The organism is Aquimarina sp. MMG015, assembly GCF_018100855.1.
Classification (GTDB): Bacteria; Bacteroidota; Bacteroidia; order Flavobacteriales; family Flavobacteriaceae; genus Aquimarina; species Aquimarina latercula.
This window is the reverse complement of the sequence record NZ_JAGJEB010000008.1, coordinates 191576-210312: the sequence shown is the minus strand read 5'-3', so window position 1 is coordinate 210312 and position 18737 is coordinate 191576. Positions and strand designations below refer to the sequence as shown.

Annotated in this window: 15 protein-coding genes and 1 other RNA gene; 7 read left to right on the top strand and 9 right to left on the bottom strand. The window is 32.4% G+C overall.

Features of this window, described 5'->3' with window-relative positions; translation table 11 throughout:
• On the top strand, positions 1-552 hold the full coding sequence (locus tag J8L88_RS16630; protein ID WP_211061311.1) for a Smr/MutS family protein: 552 nt from the start codon (positions 1-3) through the stop codon (positions 550-552).
• A 2-nt stretch (positions 553-554) separates the two neighbouring features.
• Here J8L88_RS16630 and J8L88_RS16625 read toward each other — a convergent pair whose 3' ends face one another.
• Together J8L88_RS16625 and J8L88_RS16620 are read right to left on the bottom strand one after the other, a co-directional pair.
• Positions 555-1115: a hypothetical protein gene (locus J8L88_RS16625; protein WP_027392933.1), complete on the bottom strand. Its 561-nt coding sequence runs from the start codon at positions 1113-1115 to the stop codon at positions 555-557.
• Positions 1105-2238 (bottom strand): hypothetical protein, encoded by a 1134-nt coding sequence (locus J8L88_RS16620; protein ID WP_211061310.1) that lies wholly within the window; start codon positions 2236-2238, stop codon positions 1105-1107. The genes J8L88_RS16625 and J8L88_RS16620 overlap by 11 nt, the downstream gene beginning before the upstream one ends.
• 292 nt (positions 2239-2530) lie before the next feature.
• Here J8L88_RS16620 and J8L88_RS16615 point away from each other — a divergent pair, with 292 nt between their 5' ends.
• The gene (locus tag J8L88_RS16615; RefSeq protein ID WP_211061309.1) at positions 2531-3679 is read left to right on the top strand and encodes a cysteine desulfurase family protein; all 1149 of its coding nucleotides are present in this window, start codon (positions 2531-2533) and stop codon (positions 3677-3679) included.
• 387 nt (positions 3680-4066) lie between these two features.
• Here J8L88_RS16615 and J8L88_RS16610 read toward each other — a convergent pair whose 3' ends face one another.
• Genes J8L88_RS16610 through J8L88_RS16600 form a run of 3 tightly spaced genes read right to left on the bottom strand, consistent with a single transcriptional unit; the run spans position 4067 to position 9037 of the window.
• The gene (locus J8L88_RS16610) at positions 4067-4816 is read right to left on the bottom strand and encodes a GLPGLI family protein (protein WP_118386566.1); all 750 of its coding nucleotides are present in this window, start codon (positions 4814-4816) and stop codon (positions 4067-4069) included.
• A 29-nt stretch (positions 4817-4845) separates the two neighbouring features.
• On the bottom strand, positions 4846-7308 hold the full coding sequence (locus tag J8L88_RS16605; RefSeq protein ID WP_211061308.1) for a TonB-dependent receptor: 2463 nt from the start codon (positions 7306-7308) through the stop codon (positions 4846-4848).
• A gap of 13 nt (positions 7309-7321) precedes the next feature.
• On the bottom strand, positions 7322-9037 hold the full coding sequence (locus J8L88_RS16600; protein WP_240337550.1) for a M23 family metallopeptidase: 1716 nt from the start codon (positions 9035-9037) through the stop codon (positions 7322-7324).
• A 153-nt stretch (positions 9038-9190) separates the two neighbouring features.
• Here J8L88_RS16600 and J8L88_RS16595 point away from each other — a divergent pair, with 153 nt between their 5' ends.
• From J8L88_RS16595 to rny, 4 genes are all read left to right on the top strand, one after another.
• The gene (locus J8L88_RS16595) at positions 9191-9481 is read left to right on the top strand and encodes a hypothetical protein (protein WP_027392928.1); all 291 of its coding nucleotides are present in this window, start codon (positions 9191-9193) and stop codon (positions 9479-9481) included.
• Between the two features lie 8 nt (positions 9482-9489).
• Positions 9490-9780, top strand: a complete 291-nt coding sequence (locus J8L88_RS16590; RefSeq protein WP_027392927.1) for a cell division protein ZapA — start codon at positions 9490-9492, stop codon at positions 9778-9780.
• 55 nt (positions 9781-9835) lie between these two features.
• A non-coding RNA gene (gene ssrS / locus J8L88_RS16585) (6S RNA) lies at positions 9836-9955 on the top strand.
• A 55-nt stretch (positions 9956-10010) separates the two neighbouring features.
• Positions 10011-11576, top strand: coding sequence for a ribonuclease Y (gene rny, locus J8L88_RS16580; RefSeq protein ID WP_027392926.1), 1566 nt, complete (start codon positions 10011-10013; stop codon positions 11574-11576).
• Between the two features lie 35 nt (positions 11577-11611).
• Here the strand turns inward: rny and J8L88_RS16575 are convergent, their stop codons facing one another.
• The 4 genes from J8L88_RS16575 to J8L88_RS16560 form a co-directional block, all read right to left on the bottom strand.
• Positions 11612-12028, bottom strand: a complete 417-nt coding sequence (locus J8L88_RS16575) for a hypothetical protein (protein WP_211061307.1) — start codon at positions 12026-12028, stop codon at positions 11612-11614.
• Between the two features lie 51 nt (positions 12029-12079).
• Positions 12080-12451 carry an STAS/SEC14 domain-containing protein gene (locus J8L88_RS16570; protein WP_027392925.1) on the bottom strand — a complete coding sequence of 124 codons (372 nt, stop codon included), beginning with the start codon at positions 12449-12451 and terminating at the stop codon, positions 12080-12082.
• 113 nt (positions 12452-12564) lie between these two features.
• Positions 12565-12951, bottom strand: a complete 387-nt coding sequence (locus tag J8L88_RS16565; protein WP_027392924.1) for an STAS/SEC14 domain-containing protein — start codon at positions 12949-12951, stop codon at positions 12565-12567.
• 267 nt (positions 12952-13218) lie between these two features.
• A complete protein-coding gene (locus J8L88_RS16560; protein ID WP_027392923.1) occupies positions 13219-15774 on the bottom strand; it encodes an ATP-dependent Clp protease ATP-binding subunit in 2556 nt (851 codons plus the stop codon).
• A gap of 390 nt (positions 15775-16164) precedes the next feature.
• Here J8L88_RS16560 and gyrA point away from each other — a divergent pair, with 390 nt between their 5' ends.
• On the top strand, positions 16165-18714 hold the full coding sequence (gene gyrA, locus J8L88_RS16555) for a DNA gyrase subunit A (RefSeq protein ID WP_027392922.1): 2550 nt from the start codon (positions 16165-16167) through the stop codon (positions 18712-18714).
• Positions 18715-18737: the final 23 nt, after the last annotated feature.

Sequence of the window (18737 nt, the reverse complement as noted above, 5' to 3'; positions counted from 1 at the left end):
ATGATAAAAGTTGGAGATGTAGTTTCAGTGTTGGATGAACCAATATCAGGCAAAGTTATTTCAGTTGAAGGAAATAATGTTACTATAGAATCTAATGACGGATTTGATATGATGTTTTCAGTAAATGAATTGGTTAAAGAAGAATCCGATAATTTGATCGTTCCATCTTATGAAGAAGTGCAAAAGAATCTTCAGCAAAAAGAGATTTTTAAAAAGAAATCTAAAAAAAAGATCTTAAAACCTAAAGAAAGAAGTGTTCCTTCGATGGAAGTAGATCTTCATATTCATAAACTAGTAAAGTCTACAAAAGGATTGTCTAACCATGATATGGTTACCCTACAGTTGGATACAGCAAAAAGACAATTAGATTTTGCTATAAACAAACGTATTCCTAATGTTGTATTTATTCATGGAGTAGGACAAGGAGTGCTAAAAGAAGAACTACAATATTTATTTGGCAGATATGATAATATACGTATTTCTGATGCAGATTATAAGAAATACGGGTTAGGTGCTATGGAAATATATATCATTCAAAATCCAAGAAATTAACCCTAGTTTGGTATTATGACATTGTCTAAACCTAGTGTTAAAGATTGTTTTCTTATAGCAATTCCATTTCCCTCTAAGGTGATATCTTTTAGTGTTACTGTTCGAGAGTATGTTGTCTCTGTAGCAGAAGTAGTAAGTTCTTCATAACTGATTTCTGCAGTTCCATTAGAACTTATTAGCTCTTGTGTTACAGTAATGCCACTTACAGGAATACTATTACAAAAATATTCATCTCCGTCAATAGAAGTGTTAAATTCTCTATATATAAACTGATTGTTAGTAGTATTTAGTGTAATTACTGTAGCTTCATCTAATGATATCTCAGAAACGGCTGTAGGATTAATTTCAAAACTAGTATCTGTAAAGTTTAGAGATAAAGATCTATTTATACCTTGATCAATTACAAAAAACACAAAAGTATTATCATTTTCATTAGAACAATTTTCTAGATCGCCAGTTAAATCATCAACAGAAACTTCTATTAGATCACCTTCGCTGCAACCGATTAATAGCAGTGAAAAAAATAAAAAATACAGTCTTTTTATCATCATTCTAATCTTCATTTTTTGGAGTGGTTATAGAGATGGTTTCATCTCTAAAACCAAAAGAGAATTCATCGTTAGTAAATTGGTCATTAACTTCATTTAGAATAAGATTATCTATTGATAATGTAGTTCTAAAAATAGTAATAACCGTATTGTCAAGAATAGATGGGTTATCCACGTTGGTATTTGCTTCGTCGTTATCAGGATTATCGGCATCGAGATAATTTGGGATTCCATCACCATCAGTATCTTCATTCAATGGGTCGTTATTTGTGCCACTAACTTCATCGCGAGTCAAAATACCATCATTATCGTCATCTGGATCTAAATAATTCGGAGTTCCATCTCTGTCAGTATCGTCATCTCTGGGGTTTCCATTGCCATCCACATCTTCATCTAGTGTGTCAATACCATCATTATCATCATCAGTATCAAGATAGTTTGGTGTCCCGTCATTATCAGTGTCTAGAAAACTTTCATCATTAGGGTCACTATTAATTAACTCTACACTCGTTAACACGTTGTCATTATCATCATCTTGATCTTTAAAATTTGCGATTTGATCTCCATCAGTGTCATATCCGTCCTCAATCCCTAAATCATCAGCTGTTTGATCTGTATTTCCAATAGCACTATCATCCATAGCATCATCAAGGTAATTGGGAACACCATCACCATCTGGATCTGCTTCTGGATCAATTCCGTTAGGAGATTCTTCAGTAGATTCTAGTCCGTCATTATCATCTTCACTAACAATTTGATTGATGATAGTGGCTTGACCACTTACGCTTAAAAGTTCTTCTGTTACTATAATGTTACTATCAGGAATATTACTACAATAATAATCCGAAGTAATCGTATTATTAAATTTCCTGTATATTAAACCATTATCAGTGTCTTCTAGATCAATAATAATAGGGTTTTCAGTTTCAGTAGTTTCAGAATATGTAGCATCAATAAAGTTATAGGATATAGATTCATTGATAGAAGTATTGATCTTAAAGAAAACAAACTCATTGGTTGTAGCTCCTTCACAAAGTTGAAGATCAACATCGTCAAATTCAAAACTTGTTACAATAATATCACCATCATCACAAGAAGCTAATACTAGAAAGGTAAAAATATATAAAAGCTTTTTCACTGTTTGCATTTTGAAAATTAATAACAAAGTAACGTTTCGTTATAGAAACAATAACGTATTAAAAGTTTTTCTTTTTTATAAAGACGAATGAAATTTATAAATGTTCATTCTAATATTATTTTTGTACGTTTCGACAAAAATAATGGAATTGAAAGATTATAACGCTCGGTGTGGAAAATAATTTTATTTGAATTAGATTTGCGGTGTTATAATAAGGATATAATAAAATGAGTACTCTGTTACTGTGATTATTGTATTTTTTCGCCAATCATCAACTAAATTTTTATATTTAATGCAAAAGGTTTATTTCGATAGTGCAGCAACTACACAGTTGCGTTCAGAAGTAATTGATAAAATGACTACTGTATTAAGAGAAGATTATGGTAACCCTTCTTCTACTCACGGATTTGGTAGGTCTGCAAAAAATCATATTGAGCAGGCTCGTAAGAATATAGCTAAATATTTAGGAGTGAAAGCTTCTGAAATTATATTTACTTCTGGAGGAACAGAAGCGGATAATCTTGCTTTGAACAGTGCGGTAAGAGATTTAAATGTAAAACATATTATTACTTCTAAGATTGAACATCATGCAGTTTTGCATACTGTTCAAGAGATACAAGCACATGCTGAGATTGCAGTTAGTTACGTAGATATTACGTCTGATGGATCAATAGATTATAAACACTTGGAGAGCTTATTGGCTAATGCTTCTGAAAAAACATTAGTTAGTTTGATGCATGTGAACAATGAGGTTGGAACAATTTTAGATATTAATAGAGTAGGTGGTTTATGTAAGGAACACGAAGCGCTTTTTCATAGTGATATGGTACAATCTATTGGGCATTTAGATGTAAATCTAGGTGATCTTCAGGTAGATTTTACTGCAGTAAGCGCGCATAAATTTCATGGTCCTAAAGGAGTTGGTTTTGCATATATTAAAAAGAATTCAGGGCTTAAACCATTGATTTATGGAGGAGAGCAGGAGCGTGGCTATCGCGGTGGAACAGAAGGAGTGCATAACATAGCTGGAATGGATGAGGCTTTGAGATTAGCGTATGCACATATGGATGAAGAGAAAGCATATATTTCTGATCTAAAACAATACTTTGTAGATCAATTAAAGGATCAGATAAAAGGAGTTAAGTTTAATGCTAATTGTTGTGATTTAGATCATAGTACTTATACCCTCATTAATGTTTGTTTACCTATATCACAAGAAAAAGCCGGTATTTTGTTGTTTCAGTTAGATATTAAAGGAATAGCTTGTTCTAAAGGTAGTGCTTGCCAGAGTGGAAGTGGAAAAGGATCACATGTACTTGCCGAAATACTTTCTGAAGAGGATATGCAGAAACCTTCCGTTAGATTCTCTTTTTCCAGATATAATACAAAAGAAGAAGTGGATTATGTGATTAGTGTACTGAAAGAGTTTTTGGAAAGTTAATAATATTAAATATGAAAAAGGAGCGTAGTATTACGTTCCTTTTTTGTTTTAAACTACTATAAAGGAGATCCTGGGGCACAAATATTCCATTGAGGCACCCAACCAATACATAAGTATAATTTACCATCTAAAGAGGTTGCTTCTTCACAAGAATTTCTGTTACTACCACTATTAATTGATTTCTGAGAAGTTTTACTAATAACCTTAAAACTATTGTTTTTTAATAACTTTTATGTGAATAAAATTTTTAATAAAATTACTAGAATCCCCAAATTTTAAATGCATTGGGAGTTCTTTTTTACTTAATAATGCAGAATATTCCCTAAATGTTGCTGTGTGGTTTGCTTAAATTTTTGTTAAAAAAAATCATCTAAAATTATTCTTTTGTTAGTTTTCTTTATTGATAATTACTTCTCTGCCGTCTTTAAGTTTTACTGTTCTCGGACGTTCTAGTTTTTCTTTTAATAATATAAAATCTTCTTTATTTAGAATATTTTCTTGAGATGGTTTACGAATTGGTGGTTTGGTATTAAGCTGATTAGTATAAGTTGTGAATATTAATAATTGGTTACCAATCTCTACCTGAACAATAAGACCTGGAAGCCCCCAGTAACTTCTAGGGCCTGCTTTGATTGGAACTTCATTGGTGAACCAAACTAAAACCTTTTTTCCATATTCGTTAATCGTCTCAGCTGATTTACAATTAAAACCAAAAATGTTTTGTGTTTTTTCTGATAACTTCCATTTATAATTAGGTAAAGAATCTTTTACTAGAATATCTTTTCCGTATAATAACCCCCTGTAATTTTTGTAGTCCAATAGCAGTTCTCTTGTTTTATGGTTTTTATATCTTGAAGAAACTCTTTCTAATTTTGAATCTTTGTTGTGATCAGAAACATTTAGTTTATCATATAATGGTAAATCTTCTGTTTTGATATAAATAGATTCTCCATCTCTATAACGCAATATGAAGTCCGGGGTGATTTTTTTCTTACTGTTATTAATTTCTTCTCTTACGATATCTAATCCGTGTCCAGCTAACGAATAATATTCTTTATAACCTATTTCGAATGTTTGAGCGGTCAAAAAGTAATTAGAAAAAAGTAAAAATATACTTGCTATTAATGTTGTATTCATTTTATTCGAGAATTGTTGTAAAATTTGTTTTAAAACTTCATCCCTAATCGTACGTTAAAAACCCTCTGAGTTAAAAAGTTAGGAATAGCAAATTGACGCTGAGAAGCTGCATCTCTTACAAAAGTATTGGTAATAGAGTTAAGGTTGTCAAAAAGATTGAAAATTTCGAATCCGACATTCAATTCTCTAAATTTATTAAAGAAACTCCCTTCTTTACGTCTTATTTTTTGATCCACAACTATATATGAGATTCCTAAATCAGCCCTTCTGTAATCTCGCAATCTAGTCTGAAATTCATATGGATCTGCATTAGAAGGAGACCCGCCAGGTACACCAGTTTGGTATACTAAATTAAGGTACATTTTTAGGTTAGGAATTGTTGGTACATAATCCTGAAATAAAGCTCCTATTTTTACTCTCTGATCCGTTGGTCGATCAATATACCCTCTATTGTCAAGATTTTCTTCCGTCTTTAGAAGACCTAAACTAAACCAACTTTCAGTTCCAGGAACAAATTCTCCATTTAACCTAAGATCAAATCCTGCAGCATATGCCTCTGCGTTATTATTAGCACGATATCTAATTCTAACATTTTCGATGGTATATGAATTTACATCAGTAAGTTTTTTATAGTATAATTCTGTAGTAAGCTTAAAAGGACGATCCCACATATTAAAACTATAATCATTTCCAGCAACAATATGTATAGATTGTTGCGCTTTTACATTAGGTTGAACAGTTCCTTGAAGATCTCTTAATTCTCTATAAAAAGGTGGTTGATGATACCATCCTCCAGAAAGACGAAATATCATGTCTGATTTCCAGTCTGGTTTAATGGCAACTTGTGCTCTTGGGCTAAATACTGTTTGAGAAGAACTACTTATACCATCCCCAGAGACATTCCAATTATGTGCTCTTACACCAACATTTGCCCAGATTTCATGCTCTTTTATGTTTGTTCTTAAGCTATATTGAGCAAATCCAGAAAATCTATCGATATTTACCATATTAGTTGCTCTTACACTCGTAAAAGGGACTATAGGGCTAGCATTAGGATTGTAGGGTTGATCATTTACAAAAGTCCCAGGAGGACGAATTGAAAAACCTGCCGAATCAATAACTTCATATTCCTGAATTCGATCTCTGATATCTTCAGAAGTGTATTTTATTCCCCAATCAAACTGATGTTCATCGGCAGTATAGGTTCCTTTATGTTCTAGGTTGAAAATTAAAGCATCAAGGTCATTTCTTGCGTGTGTTAATTGTGAGCCAACACCTTCGCTAAATTCTACTTCGCCTAGGTCCTCTCCACCAATATCAGTGTTGACAGAACCTAAGAAATATGCTGCAAAAATATCAAAGTGTTCTTGCTCTTGGGTGTGATAAGCGGAACCAATTAATTTTAAAGTTAAATTGTCATTTGCCCTATATGTTCCTTTTAAAGCACCAAAATATGTTTCATAACGATCTTCTTCTTGCCCGTCATAAAAAACCGTTAAGGCAATAGGGTCTGTGATAGGTCCAAAATTAGTTTGACGTGTTAGTGGTTCGTAATCATATCTGTTTATTGCAATATTACCTAAAAAACCAAGCTCAAACTTTTTAGAAAAATTATATGAAAGATATGTCTGAACATCCGCAAATCTTGGTCTAAAATTGGTTTCCGTTTGTCTAGCATCTACGAGTAGACTATTGTCTCGATATCTTACTCCAACGACTCCAGCGAATTTTTTATCTTTTGTAATTCCTCCTGCAGATATGCTACCACCCAATAAACTTAGATTAGCTGATAAGTCAAACCGTGTTGGTCTGCGATAGGTGATATCTAATACAGAAGAAAGTTTATCTCCATATTTTGCTTGAAAACCTCCTGCAGAGAAATCTACATTTCTAACCAAATCGGTATTTACAAAACTTAAACCTTCTTGCTGTCCAGATCGTATCAAAAAAGGTCTGTATACTTCTATCTCATTAACATATACTAGGTTTTCATCAAAATTTCCTCCTCTTACAGCATATTGAGTACTCAATTCATTATTAGAACTTACTCCTGGTAAGGTTTTTAGTAAGCCTTCAACTCCTGCATTAGCAGAAGGGGTGATGCGTATGGTCTCTGGATCTAAAGTAGTAATACCTTCTACTATTTTTCGTTCTCGACCGGAAATAACCACCTCACTAATTTGTTCAATATCTGTTTTTAATATTGGATTTAACTCGTAAGTCTGATTTTCTTTTAGGTTTATAGTAAACGTAATGTCCTTTAGCCCTACGTGACTTATTTTAATGGTAATATCTTGATTAGAGGGTATGTTTAAGATGTATACACCGTTTTTGTCTGTTCTAGTTCCAGAATTTTCAAAAGATACATTGGCACCAGATATTGGTTGGTTGGATTCGTCCAAAACCACACCCTTAACAATTGCGTCTTGTGCTAATATATATTGATTAAAAGAGACTAGAAAAAAAACAAAAATAAAGAGGAGATTTTTCAAAGAGTATATCTGTTTATGGTTTTCTAAAGAATATTGTTTCAAATGTAGTATTATTTCCTACTTTATCTAACACAATAAGTTTAAATTTATTTTCTGTTTCTGAAATTATTTTATCTTCAAAATTATAAATAAGCATTCCTGTTTTGTAATCGTATTCCATTAAAATGAACTTTCCGTTAATGGTAGCTCTGTAACTTTTGATACCAGAATCGGTATCATCAATTTTAATTTTTAAAAAATTCGCTTTAGACATCCATTTTTTATTGGCCACATTTATAGGAACGATTGTTGGTTTTTCTAGATCTGTAAATAAGGAGTAGCTACCTAATGTTCTAGTTCTAGTAGAAAAACGATTATTTTTTTTGTTTGTTCTAACGTGGTAATGTTTGTTGTTGTATCCTAATCTTCCAATATATAATTTCTTCTTATCAGCTGGACTATAATTGGTGACATCAAAAACAATAGTCATATTTTTATGTAATGGAATTTCATCTTCATGAATTTTTATGGTATCACCATTAGTCTCAATATCTAAATACGCTTTTTCGTACAAACTACCTTTTGGAATATATAGGTCAAAAATCCCAGAGTTATACGTAAAATTTTCTGTTGGTTTCACAAGATGAGGAGTTTTGATAATCTCTTCTTTGGTGATGTGATCTATCTGTTCTCCTTTTACCGGAATGCTAATTTCTGTTGTATTGTTTTTGAAATCTTTAACGAAGACTTTTAATGTGTATGATAAGCTATCTTCAATAGTAAAAAAACCTTTATTTGTTACATTTTTATAGATGGAAAGTGGATTGTTTTTTTCAATAAAAAGTTTGGTTATTCTACTTCGATTCTTTTTGTAGTGCTTATAATCAATTAAGCGATTGATATAACGAGTTTCAGAAAAAGAAAATCGTTTCATTTCCATGGAAAAGTTTTCTTGCCCATTTAATTCTGTTGTTATCTTATAAACTCCATTTTTATTGGCAGCTAGATTTTGTTGATCTATTGTAGAGACACCAATCCCTATTTTTCCTAAAGCTTTTATTCCTTCAGCCTTAAAATCACCATTATCCATAGGTATTAACCTTAATTTAGTTGGTTGTTGGTTTCCATTGGAGTGCGAAGTGTCGTCTAAACTGTAAACCCATACACCATTGATTGTTGGTTTTTTGGTATCTTTTATGTCAATACCAAAGGACATTGGGTTCATAGGTCTTGCTTTAGCATCTCTTATTTCAAAATGCAAATGTGGTCCACCACTACCACCAGTATTTCCACTAAATGCCAGCACATCACCTTTTTTTACAGATAGTGTACCTGCTTTAGGAAAAAGTTCTATTTCATAGGATTCTTTAGCGTACTGTCTTTTTTTTATGTAAGCTTCTATTTCTGGGGAGAATTTTTGTAAGTGCGCATACACTGTAGTATATCCATTAGGATGCGCTATATAAATAGCTTTTCCGTATCCAAAATGAGAAATCTTTATTCTGGTAACATTTCCCGTTGCTGCAGCATATACTTTTAATCCCTCTTGACCTTCAGTTTTTAAATCTAAACCAGAGTGAAAGTGATTAGATCTTAGTTCTCCATAAGTACCCGAAACAGCAAGTGGGATGTCTAGAGGGTTGATGAAATAATCAGTTGGAATGTCTTTTTGGCAATATCCAATCGTAAAATTGAAGATTAAAAATAATATAATAACTCGCATAGAAGGTAAATGTAAATATTTAGACATTAAAATTAAAGTGATGTTTAATTAAAAACTAAAAGGCTATAAACGAATTACTTGATTGACTAGATATTGTTGCTATAAAATTAGTTTAAAAACTATTGGGTTTTTTCAATTGGTATGTTAACTTTGTGTAACGAAGTATTGCGTAAAATTATAATGAGTGATTTAATTGAAATTGTTGATTCTCTTGAGAATAGGATAAGTAAGTTGCTTCATAAGTATGATTTACTTAAGCAGCAAAATGCCGATCTGAAGGGAAAGATAAAGAATTTAGAAGAAAATTCTGAACTCCAAGTTGATCAATTAAAACAATGGGAAGAGAAATTCAGTGCACTCAAAAATGCAAATGCGATGCTGGGCAGTGATAAATACAAAAGGGAAACCAAGCTCAAGATAAATGCCTTAATAAGGGAGATAGATGTGTGTATAGCGCAGTTATCAGAGTAATTAATACTATGGCGGATAAATTAAAAATCAAACTTTCGGTTGCGGATAGAGTATATCCATTAACGATAAATCCTGATCAAGAAGAGGGGTTACGTAAGGCAGCTAAAAAGATTGAGGCCATGATTAAACAGTTTGAGCAAAGTTATGCGGTGAGAGATAAGCAAGATGTATTGGCGATGTGCGCTTTACAGTTTGCTGCACAAGTAGAACAAAAGGTTATAGATAAAGATAGTGATGAAATAAATGTTTTGGGCAGATTAGGTGCTTTAAATGATTTGTTACAAGATCATCTATCTTAGACGTTCATTAAAATAAATAAGGTTACTGCCTGCACTAGTTATTATTTTTTGATAAACTCAACAAGAATTATTTTAAAAAGGGTGAGTTTAAGTTGTAAAAGCAAGCCGTGCTGATTTTTCAGTTTCACGGATCCTTGATCAGCTTGTTAGCCCTAAACCTGTTTTTACAGAGTTTATACAAAACCCAAACTAGTGCAGGCTTTTTTTATATATAAACACTAACTAGGATTATGGATAATATTATATTTTTGATTATTGCGGCAGTTGCGGGATTAGTGATTGGCTTTGTCATTGCTAAGGTATTAGAGCGCAATAAAGCTTCAGAAATTATCAAAAGCGCTAAGAAAACTTCTCAAAGTATTATAAGAGAGGCAAAGAGTGAAGGAGAGACAATTAAGAAAGATAAAATACTTCAGGCTAAAGAAAAGTTTATCGAATTAAAATCTGAGCACGAAAAAGTGATTCTGTCTCGAGATAAAAAGATGGCTGAGGCAGAAAAAAGAACAAGGGATAAAGAATCCCAGGTTTCTAATGAATTATCTAAAGGTAAGAAGCTTAATGCCGAATTGGACCAGAAGGTTAAGGATTATAATCATCGTAATGATTACCTTGAAAAGAAGCAAAGTGAATTGAAGAAACTTCATAAAAGTCAGGTGCAGCAATTAGAAGTGATATCTGGATTGTCTGCAGAAGAAGCTAAGGATCAACTTGTAGAGTCTTTAAAAGAGCAAGCAAAAACTGATTCTATGGCTCTGATTCAGGATACTATTGAAGAAGCTAAGCTTACTGCACAACAAGAGGCTAAAAAAGTAATAATAAATACTATTCAACGAATTGGAACAGAGGAAGCTGTAGAAAATTGTGTTTCTGTATTTAATATTGAGAGTGATGATGTAAAAGGTCGAATTATTGGACGAGAAGGAAGAAATATTAGAGCAATAGAAGCTGCTACAGGTGTAGAAATCATAGTAGATGATACTCCAGAAGCTATTATATTATCTTGTTTTGATTCTGTAAGACGAGAAGTAGCACGTCTTTCACTTCATAAATTAGTAACGGATGGTAGAATACATCCGGCACGTATTGAGGAAATAGTAAAGAAGACTAGAAAACAAATTGATGAAGAGATTATAGAAGTCGGTAAAAGAACCGTTATTGATCTCGGTATTCATGGGTTGCATCCAGAACTGATTAAAACAGTGGGTAGAATGAAGTATCGTTCTTCTTATGGTCAAAATCTTTTACAACATTCAAGAGAGGTTGCCAAACTATGTGGAGTAATGGCTTCTGAGTTAGGTCTAAACCCTAAATTAGCTAAAAGGGCTGGGTTGTTACATGATATAGGTAAAGTTCCAGATACGGAAACAGAAGTTCCACATGCTATTTTAGGAATGCAGTGGGCAGAGAAGTATGGAGAGAAACCAGATGTGTGTAATGCAATAGGGGCACACCATGATGAAATAGAAATGAATGCACTTATTTCTCCAATAGTTCAGGTTTGTGATGCAATTAGCGGAGCAAGGCCTGGAGCGCGTCGTCAGGTTTTAGATTCTTATATACAAAGACTGAAAGATTTAGAAGATATAGCGTTTGGATTTAATGGAGTTAAAAAAGCATATGCTATTCAAGCTGGTAGAGAGCTAAGAGTTATTGTTGAAAGTGAGAAAGTGAATGACGAAAGAGCGGCTAGTTTATCATTTGAAATTTCTCAAAAAATACAAACAGATATGACATATCCTGGTCAAGTAAAAATTACTGTGATCAGAGAGACTAGGGCAGTTAATATTGCAAAGTAGAAAAAAGTTTTATGTTAAAAAGAGCATCAATTGTTTTAATTGGTGCTCTTTTTTTGTTGGTTTATTAATAGTAGATCTTCTTTTTTTTGTCCTAGAATTTCATCTTTCCAAGTTAGTGCAGATTCTAAATTTTCAAATTGTTTAAAATCTTTTTTAAAAAAAGACTTTTCGTAACTAGTTAGTGTCTTTTGTTTTGGATCATTGGATACAACTGCAAACCCCATAAGATTGGTGACTTCGGCAGTTTTTATATAAATAATAGGGTCTACAGCATAGGAATGAACTCTATGGGTTATATAAACAAAAGGTGTTTTTTTAAAATGTTTCTCTGCTATTTTAATGAGAATTGAATTTTTTAAAGTACATACCACTATTCCTTCATTCATAACCGCAATCATGTAGTTATGATAAATATCCAGTTTACAAAAATCTAAATTATATGATCTAATCATTGGGGGAGTTTAGATGTTGGGTTTAACAAGGATAAAAGTATTTAATAAAATTTATTCCTTTTTTAATATTTCATTTTTCCACTCTAAAGCATTGTCGATACTGGAGAAATACTTCAGTTTCTTTTCGAAAAATTTACTTTCGAGTTCTGTTAATTTTTTTTGTCTATGATTTTTAGATACCACTGCAATACCAACAAGGGTATCTATCTTGGTAGTTTCATGGTAAACTGTGGGGTCAACTGCGTATGTGTTAACTCTGTTAGAAATATACACAAACGGTTTATCCTTGAAGTATTTTGTTACAAATTCCAATAGTAGTTTGTTATGTCTTGGCATAACTAAAAACCCTTCTGAAATGGTGTTTTTTAAATAATCTTCCCGGATTTCCACCAAAGCGAAACCTAAATCATAGTGTTTTGACATTTTAGGTAAAACGATACTATTATTTAAGTATGGTTAATTTTCCATTAAGTTACAATAAAAGTATTGTTTTTAAAAATTAAAATTTAACTACCCAATGTATCTTCGGGGAAATTTTAGTAAAATGATTTTTCGTATTTATCTAGTAATTCATTTTTCCATTGTAGCGCAGATTCTATATCATCAAAACGTCTAAGCTCTTTACTGAAGAAGGCTTTTTCAAGTTTTGTTTGTTTTATTTGAATGGGGTTATCTGACACAACTGCGAAACCGATTAAGTTTTCAATTTTAGCAGTTTCTAGGTATATGGTAGGATTTACTGAATAAGAATTGATTCGATGTGTTAAGTACAAGAAAGCTTTGTTCTTATAGTGTTTTTCTACCATTTCTAAAAGAACATCGTTGTGCTCTGGTGATACTGTTACGCCTTCGTTTATAGTAACCTTTATATAGTCTTCGAATATTTCTATAAGACCAAAATCCAATAAATAGGAAGTAATCATTTTGGGGTATTTTTTAGGTAGAGCAAATATATATTTTCAGAAATTAAAAAGTAAGTGTTTTTTAATTTTATTTGGGATTTTTCCCTTGTCATTTTGTTTCTAATTTGTTCTTCAGGTGAACTTCTTGTATCTCCTTAAGAACGTGCTGGTTTTTTAATTGATTTTGTTTGATAGAAGTTAGTTAGCTATGTTGTAATTATTCATAAAAAAAACTCTGATATATCTATTATACCAGAGTTTTTTTTATAAATAATTTTTAATTGTAACCTAAGATTCTGTCGACTCTTCAGCTTTCTTTATTTTTATAGTCAATTCATTGGAATCATCATCAAGATCCATAAATATACTGTCTCCTTCTTGTAGCTGAGCGCTAATAATTTCCTCAGCTAAAGCGTCTTCAATATATTTTTGAATAGCTCTTTTTAATGGTCTTGCTCCATATTGTTTGTCAAATCCTTTTTCCGTAATATAATCCTTAGCTTTTTCACTTAGAGATAGATCATATCCAAGACCTTTAATTCTTCCGTAAAGTTTTTCTAATTCTATGTCAATAATTTTATGGATATCCTCACGTTCAAGCGCGTTGAATACAATAACATCATCAACTCTATTCAGGAATTCTGGAGCAAAAGCTTTCTTTAAAGCATTCTCAATAACTCCTTTGGCGTAACTATCTGATTGAGTCTTCTTGGCACTAGTCCCAAAACCAACACCTTGTCCAAAATCTTTTAGTTTACGTGCACCAATATTAGAAGTCATTATAATGATCGCATTTCTGAAATCAATTTTTCGACCAAGGCTATCTGTTAGGTATCCGTCATCTAATACTTGGAGCATCATGTTGAATACGTCAGGATGTGCTTTTTCAATTTCATCTAATAGAATAACAGCGTACGGTTTTCTTCTTACTTTTTCGGTAAGTTGTCCACCTTCTTCATAACCCACATATCCTGGAGGTGCTCCTATTAATCTAGAGACCGCAAACTTTTCCATATATTCACTCATGTCAATACGTATTAGCGTATCTTCACTGTCAAAAAGTTCTCTTGCGAGTACCTTGGCTAATTGCGTTTTTCCAACACCAGTTTGGCCTAGAAATATAAAGGATCCAATAGGTTTATTAGGATCTTTAAGCCCTGCTCTATTACGTTGTATTGCTTTAACTACCTTAGATACAGCTTCGTCTTGACCGATGACTTTGCCTTTTATAAGATTTGGTAGTTCGGCAAGTTTATTGCTTTCGGTTTGAGCGATTCTATTAACTGGGATTCCTGTCATCATAGAAACTACATCAGCAACATTTTCTTCGTCTACAGTTTCTTTATGTAGTTTAGAATCTTTTTCCCATTGCTCTTGAGCTTGACTTAATTCTTTTTCAAGATTTTTTTCATCATCTCTTAATTTAGCAGCTTCTTCATATTTCTGCTTTTTGACTACGCTATTTTTTAACTCCCGTACTTCTTCAAGCTTTTTCTCTAAATCCAAGATTTTCTTAGGAACATCAATATTTGTAATATGAACTCTAGATCCAGCTTCATCCAAAGCATCTATGGCTTTGTCCGGTAAAAACCGATCAGTCATATATCTATTGGTAAGCTTTACACATGCTTGAATTGCTTCATCAGTATAACTTACATTATGATGTTCTTCATATTTTTCTTTGATGTTGTTTAGGATTTCTATAGTTTCCTCAATGTTAGTTGGTTCAACTATAACCTTTTGAAAACGTCTTTCTAATGCACCATCTTTTTCAATATATTGTCTGTACTCATCTAATGTAGTAGCACCAATACATTGAATTTCACCTCTAGCTAAGGCAGGTTTAAACATGTTAGAGGCATCTAAACTACCAGTTGCTCCACCGGCACCTACAATGGTATGAATTTCATCAATGAAAAGAATAATATCATCATTCTTTTCTAACTCATTCATTACAGCTTTCATTCGTTCCTCGAATTGTCCTCTGTATTTTGTTCCAGCTACTAAACTAGCTAGATCTAAAGTAACAACTCTTTTGTCAAATAAAATCCTAGAAACTTTTCTTTTAACGATTCTTAGAGCTAAACCTTCCGCTATAGCAGATTTTCCAACTCCAGGTTCTCCAATTAGTAGAGGATTGTTTTTCTTTCTTCTACTTAATATTTGAGAAACACGTTCTATTTCTTTTGTTCTTCCAACAACTGGATCTAGTTTCCCTTCTTCTGCCATTGCAGTTAAATCTCTTCCGAAATTGTCTAATACAGGAGTCTTAGATTTTTTGTTAGTTTTAGCACCACCAGTTGGAGAATTAAATGGATTCTCTTTTGAAGTGTCTCCAGCCATATCATCATCATCAGAAAATGATTCGGCTTTTGGGTTTTCTATAAATTCTTCTTCGTTAGCAATCATAAATTTAAATTGATCTTTAACATTATCATAATCTACCTTAAGCTTGTTTAAAAGTTTGGTAGTTGGATCGTTTTCGTTACGTAAAATGCACAGTAATAGATGTGCAGTATTAATAGAAGAGCTCTGAAACAATTTTGCTTCTAAAAAAGTTGTTTTAAGGGCTCTTTCTGCTTGTCTAGTTAGGTGTAAATTCTTTTTTTCATTTGTAGCAACTGCTACATTAGGATTTGCGGGGCTGAGAATTTCAACTTTTCTTCTCAAATTTGTTAAATCAATATCTAACGCATCAAGTATACTAATTGCTTTTCCACTTCCATCACGTAATAGTCCCAACATAAGATGTTCTGTACCAATAAAGTCGTGCCCTAAACGAAGTGCTTCTTCTTTACTGTATGCAATTACATCTTTGACTCTTGGTGAAAAATTATCATCCATATAATTAGTTTCTTTCTTTTTCTGTATTTCTTTATTACTAAATATAGTAATTTTTTAAAATTAAACTGACAAAAACTATTCCTTTTAACCATCATTAACAGGAAAGCTGACATAATAGCCCTTAATGTCATATTTTCAGTAAGTCTAAAAATAAAATTAAAATCTCCCTCGAAATTTAGTAAATATAATCTTGGGTATTCAGATTTTTGAGTAAATAGACAAAAAATGCATTAATAATCAAAATCTATATTTATAGACTTATTAACCAAATTGGTCGTTTAAGTTGTTAATAAATTACGTATATTAGGAAGGGTATTGCCTGTTAAAACCGTCTTAATTTACTTAAATTAGCGCGTTAAATAAAATCAATTTTAGAATAAAATAATTTTTATGGCAGAAGGAGAAAAGCTAATACCTATCAATATAGAGGATGAAATGAAGTCTGCGTACATCGATTATTCGATGTCGGTGATTGTATCACGTGCACTTCCTGATGTTAGAGATGGTCTTAAGCCAGTGCATAGGAGAGTTCTATATGGTATGTATGAGTTAGGCGTTAAAGCTAGTAGTGCTCATAAGAAATCAGCGAGAATTGTAGGAGAAGTTCTTGGAAAATATCACCCACATGGTGATACTTCCGTATATGATACTATGGTACGTATGGCTCAAGAGTGGAGTTTACGTTATATGTTGGTTGATGGTCAAGGTAACTTTGGTTCTGTAGATGGAGATAGTCCAGCAGCAATGCGATATACAGAAGCAAGAATGCGTAAGATTTCGGAAGATATGCTTGCTGATATCGAAAAAGATACTGTAGATCATACATTTAATTTTGATGATACACTACAGGAACCAACAGTATTACCAAGTAGGGTTCCGGGATTGTTAATTAATGGAGCATCAGGTATTGCTGTAGGTATGGCAACTAACATGCCTCCTCATAATTTAAGCGAAGTTGTAGATGGAACTATTGAATATATCAATAATAATGATATTGAAATAGATGAACTTATACAGCATATTAAGGCTCCTGATTTTCCTACAGGAGGTATAATTTATGGTTATGATGGTGTAAGAGAAGCTTTTAAAACAGGTAGAGGTAGAATAGTAATGCGTGCCAAAGCTAGTTTTGAAGAGGTTAATGGAAGAGAGTGTATTATTGTATCTGAAATTCCTTATCAGGTGAATAAGGCAGATATGATTAAGAAAACTGCCGATCTTGTAAATGATAAGAAAATAGACGGTATCTCAACTATTAGAGATGAGTCTGATAGAAAAGGAATGCGTATCGTTTATATTTTAAAAAGAGATGCGATACCTAATATTGTTCTTAATCTTCTTTATAAGTATACAGCATTACAATCTTCTTTTAGTGTTAATAATATCGCACTGGTAAAAGGAAGACCTCAGTTGTTGAACGTAAAAGAAATGATTCATCATTTTGTAGAGCATAGACATGAAGTTGTCGTGCGAAGAACGAGATATGAATTAAGAAAGGCAGAAGAAAGAGCACATATTCTAGAAGGATTAATTATAGCATCAGATAATATTGATGAAGTAATTAAATTAATAAGAGCATCTTCTAATGCAGAAGAGGCTAGAGAAAAGCTTATTACTAGATTTAAATTATCAGAAATTCAGGCAAAAGCGATTGTAGAGATGCGTCTACGTCAGTTAACAGGTCTGGAGCAAGATAAATTAAGAGCGGAGTATGATGAGTTAATGAAAACAATTGAAGATCTTAAGGATATTCTTGATAAAAAGGATCGTCGAATGGATATCATTAAAGAAGAACTTCTTGAGGTTAAAGATAAGTATGGTGATGCACGTCGTTCTCAAATAGAATATGCTGGTGGTGATCTAAGTATAGAGGATATGATTCCTAATGAGAAAGTAGTTATAACTATTTCTCATGCAGGATATATTAAAAGGACATCTCTAACAGAGTATAAAAAACAGAATAGAGGAGGAGTTGGTCAGAAAGGAAGTACAACTCGTAATGAAGACTTCTTAGAGCATTTATTTGTTGGTACAAATCATCAGTATATGCTGTTTTTTACTCAAAAAGGAAAATGTTTCTGGATGAGAGTATACGAAATACCAGAAGGAAGTAAGACTTCAAAAGGTAGAGCAATACAAAATCTTATCAATATAGAAAATGATGATAAAGTAAAAGCATTTATTTGTACACAGGACTTAAAAGATGAGGAATATATTAATTCTCATTATGTAATAATGGCAACTAAAAAAGGTCAGGTAAAAAAGACTTCTTTAGAACAATATTCTAGACCACGTACAAATGGTATTAACGCTATTACTATTAAGGATAATGATGAACTATTAGAAGCTAAATTAACTGATGGTAAAAGTCAAGTTATGTTAGCTGTTAAATCCGGAAAAGCAATTCGTTTCGAAGAAGAAAAAACTAGACCAATGGGTCGTGGTGCTTCTGGTGTAAGAGGAATACGCTTAGCTGATGATAAAGATGAGGTAATTGGAATGGTTGCTGTAAATGATATGGAAAGTAACATTTTAGTTGTTTCTGAAAACGGATATGGAAAGCGTTCTAAATTAGAAGACTACAGAATCACTAATAGAGGAGGAAAAGGAGTAAAAACGATATCTGTTACGGATAAAACTGGAGAATTAGTAGCAATTAAAAATGTTACGGACTCTGATGATCTGATGATTATAAATAAATCAGGTATTGCTATACGACTTTCTGTAGAAGATCTTAGGGTTATGGGGCGTGCAACACAAGGAGTTCGTCTTATTAACCTAAAAGGCAAAGATTCTATTGCTGCGGTAGCGAAAGTTATGCACGAAGAGGACGATGTTGAAGATATTGATGAAAATATTGAAGAAATTGATATATCTTTGCAAAATAATAGTGATGCTAATGATGGCACAACTATTGATAAAACAGAAGAAGAAGAATAAAAAGAATCCCGTAAAAACAAAAG

Bases quoted from the DNA above. Each gene is read 5' to 3' on its own strand.
- J8L88_RS16590 (WP_027392927.1), top strand. From the start codon at position 9,490: ATGGCGGATAAATTAAAAATCAAACTTTCGGTTGCGGATAGAGTATAT.
- J8L88_RS16630 (WP_211061311.1), top strand. From the start codon at position 1: ATGATAAAAGTTGGAGATGTAGTTTCAGTGTTGGATGAACCAATATCA.
- J8L88_RS16570 (WP_027392925.1), bottom strand. From the start codon at position 12,451: ATGTCAAAACACTATGATTTAGGTTTCGCTTTGGTGGAAATCCGGGAA.
- J8L88_RS16560 (WP_027392923.1), bottom strand. From the start codon at position 15,774: ATGGATGATAATTTTTCACCAAGAGTCAAAGATGTAATTGCATACAGT.
- J8L88_RS16575 (WP_211061307.1), bottom strand. From the start codon at position 12,028: ATGATTAGATCATATAATTTAGATTTTTGTAAACTGGATATTTATCAT.
- rny (WP_027392926.1), top strand. From the start codon at position 10,011: ATGGATAATATTATATTTTTGATTATTGCGGCAGTTGCGGGATTAGTG.
- J8L88_RS16595 (WP_027392928.1), top strand. From the start codon at position 9,191: ATGAGTGATTTAATTGAAATTGTTGATTCTCTTGAGAATAGGATAAGT.
- J8L88_RS16600 (WP_240337550.1), bottom strand. From the start codon at position 9,037: ATGTCTAAATATTTACATTTACCTTCTATGCGAGTTATTATATTATTT.
- J8L88_RS16625 (WP_027392933.1), bottom strand. From the start codon at position 1,115: ATGAAGATTAGAATGATGATAAAAAGACTGTATTTTTTATTTTTTTCA.
- J8L88_RS16610 (WP_118386566.1), bottom strand. From the start codon at position 4,816: ATGAATACAACATTAATAGCAAGTATATTTTTACTTTTTTCTAATTAC.
- J8L88_RS16565 (WP_027392924.1), bottom strand. From the start codon at position 12,951: ATGATTACTTCCTATTTATTGGATTTTGGTCTTATAGAAATATTCGAA.
- gyrA (WP_027392922.1), top strand. From the start codon at position 16,165: ATGGCAGAAGGAGAAAAGCTAATACCTATCAATATAGAGGATGAAATG.
- J8L88_RS16615 (WP_211061309.1), top strand. From the start codon at position 2,531: ATGCAAAAGGTTTATTTCGATAGTGCAGCAACTACACAGTTGCGTTCA.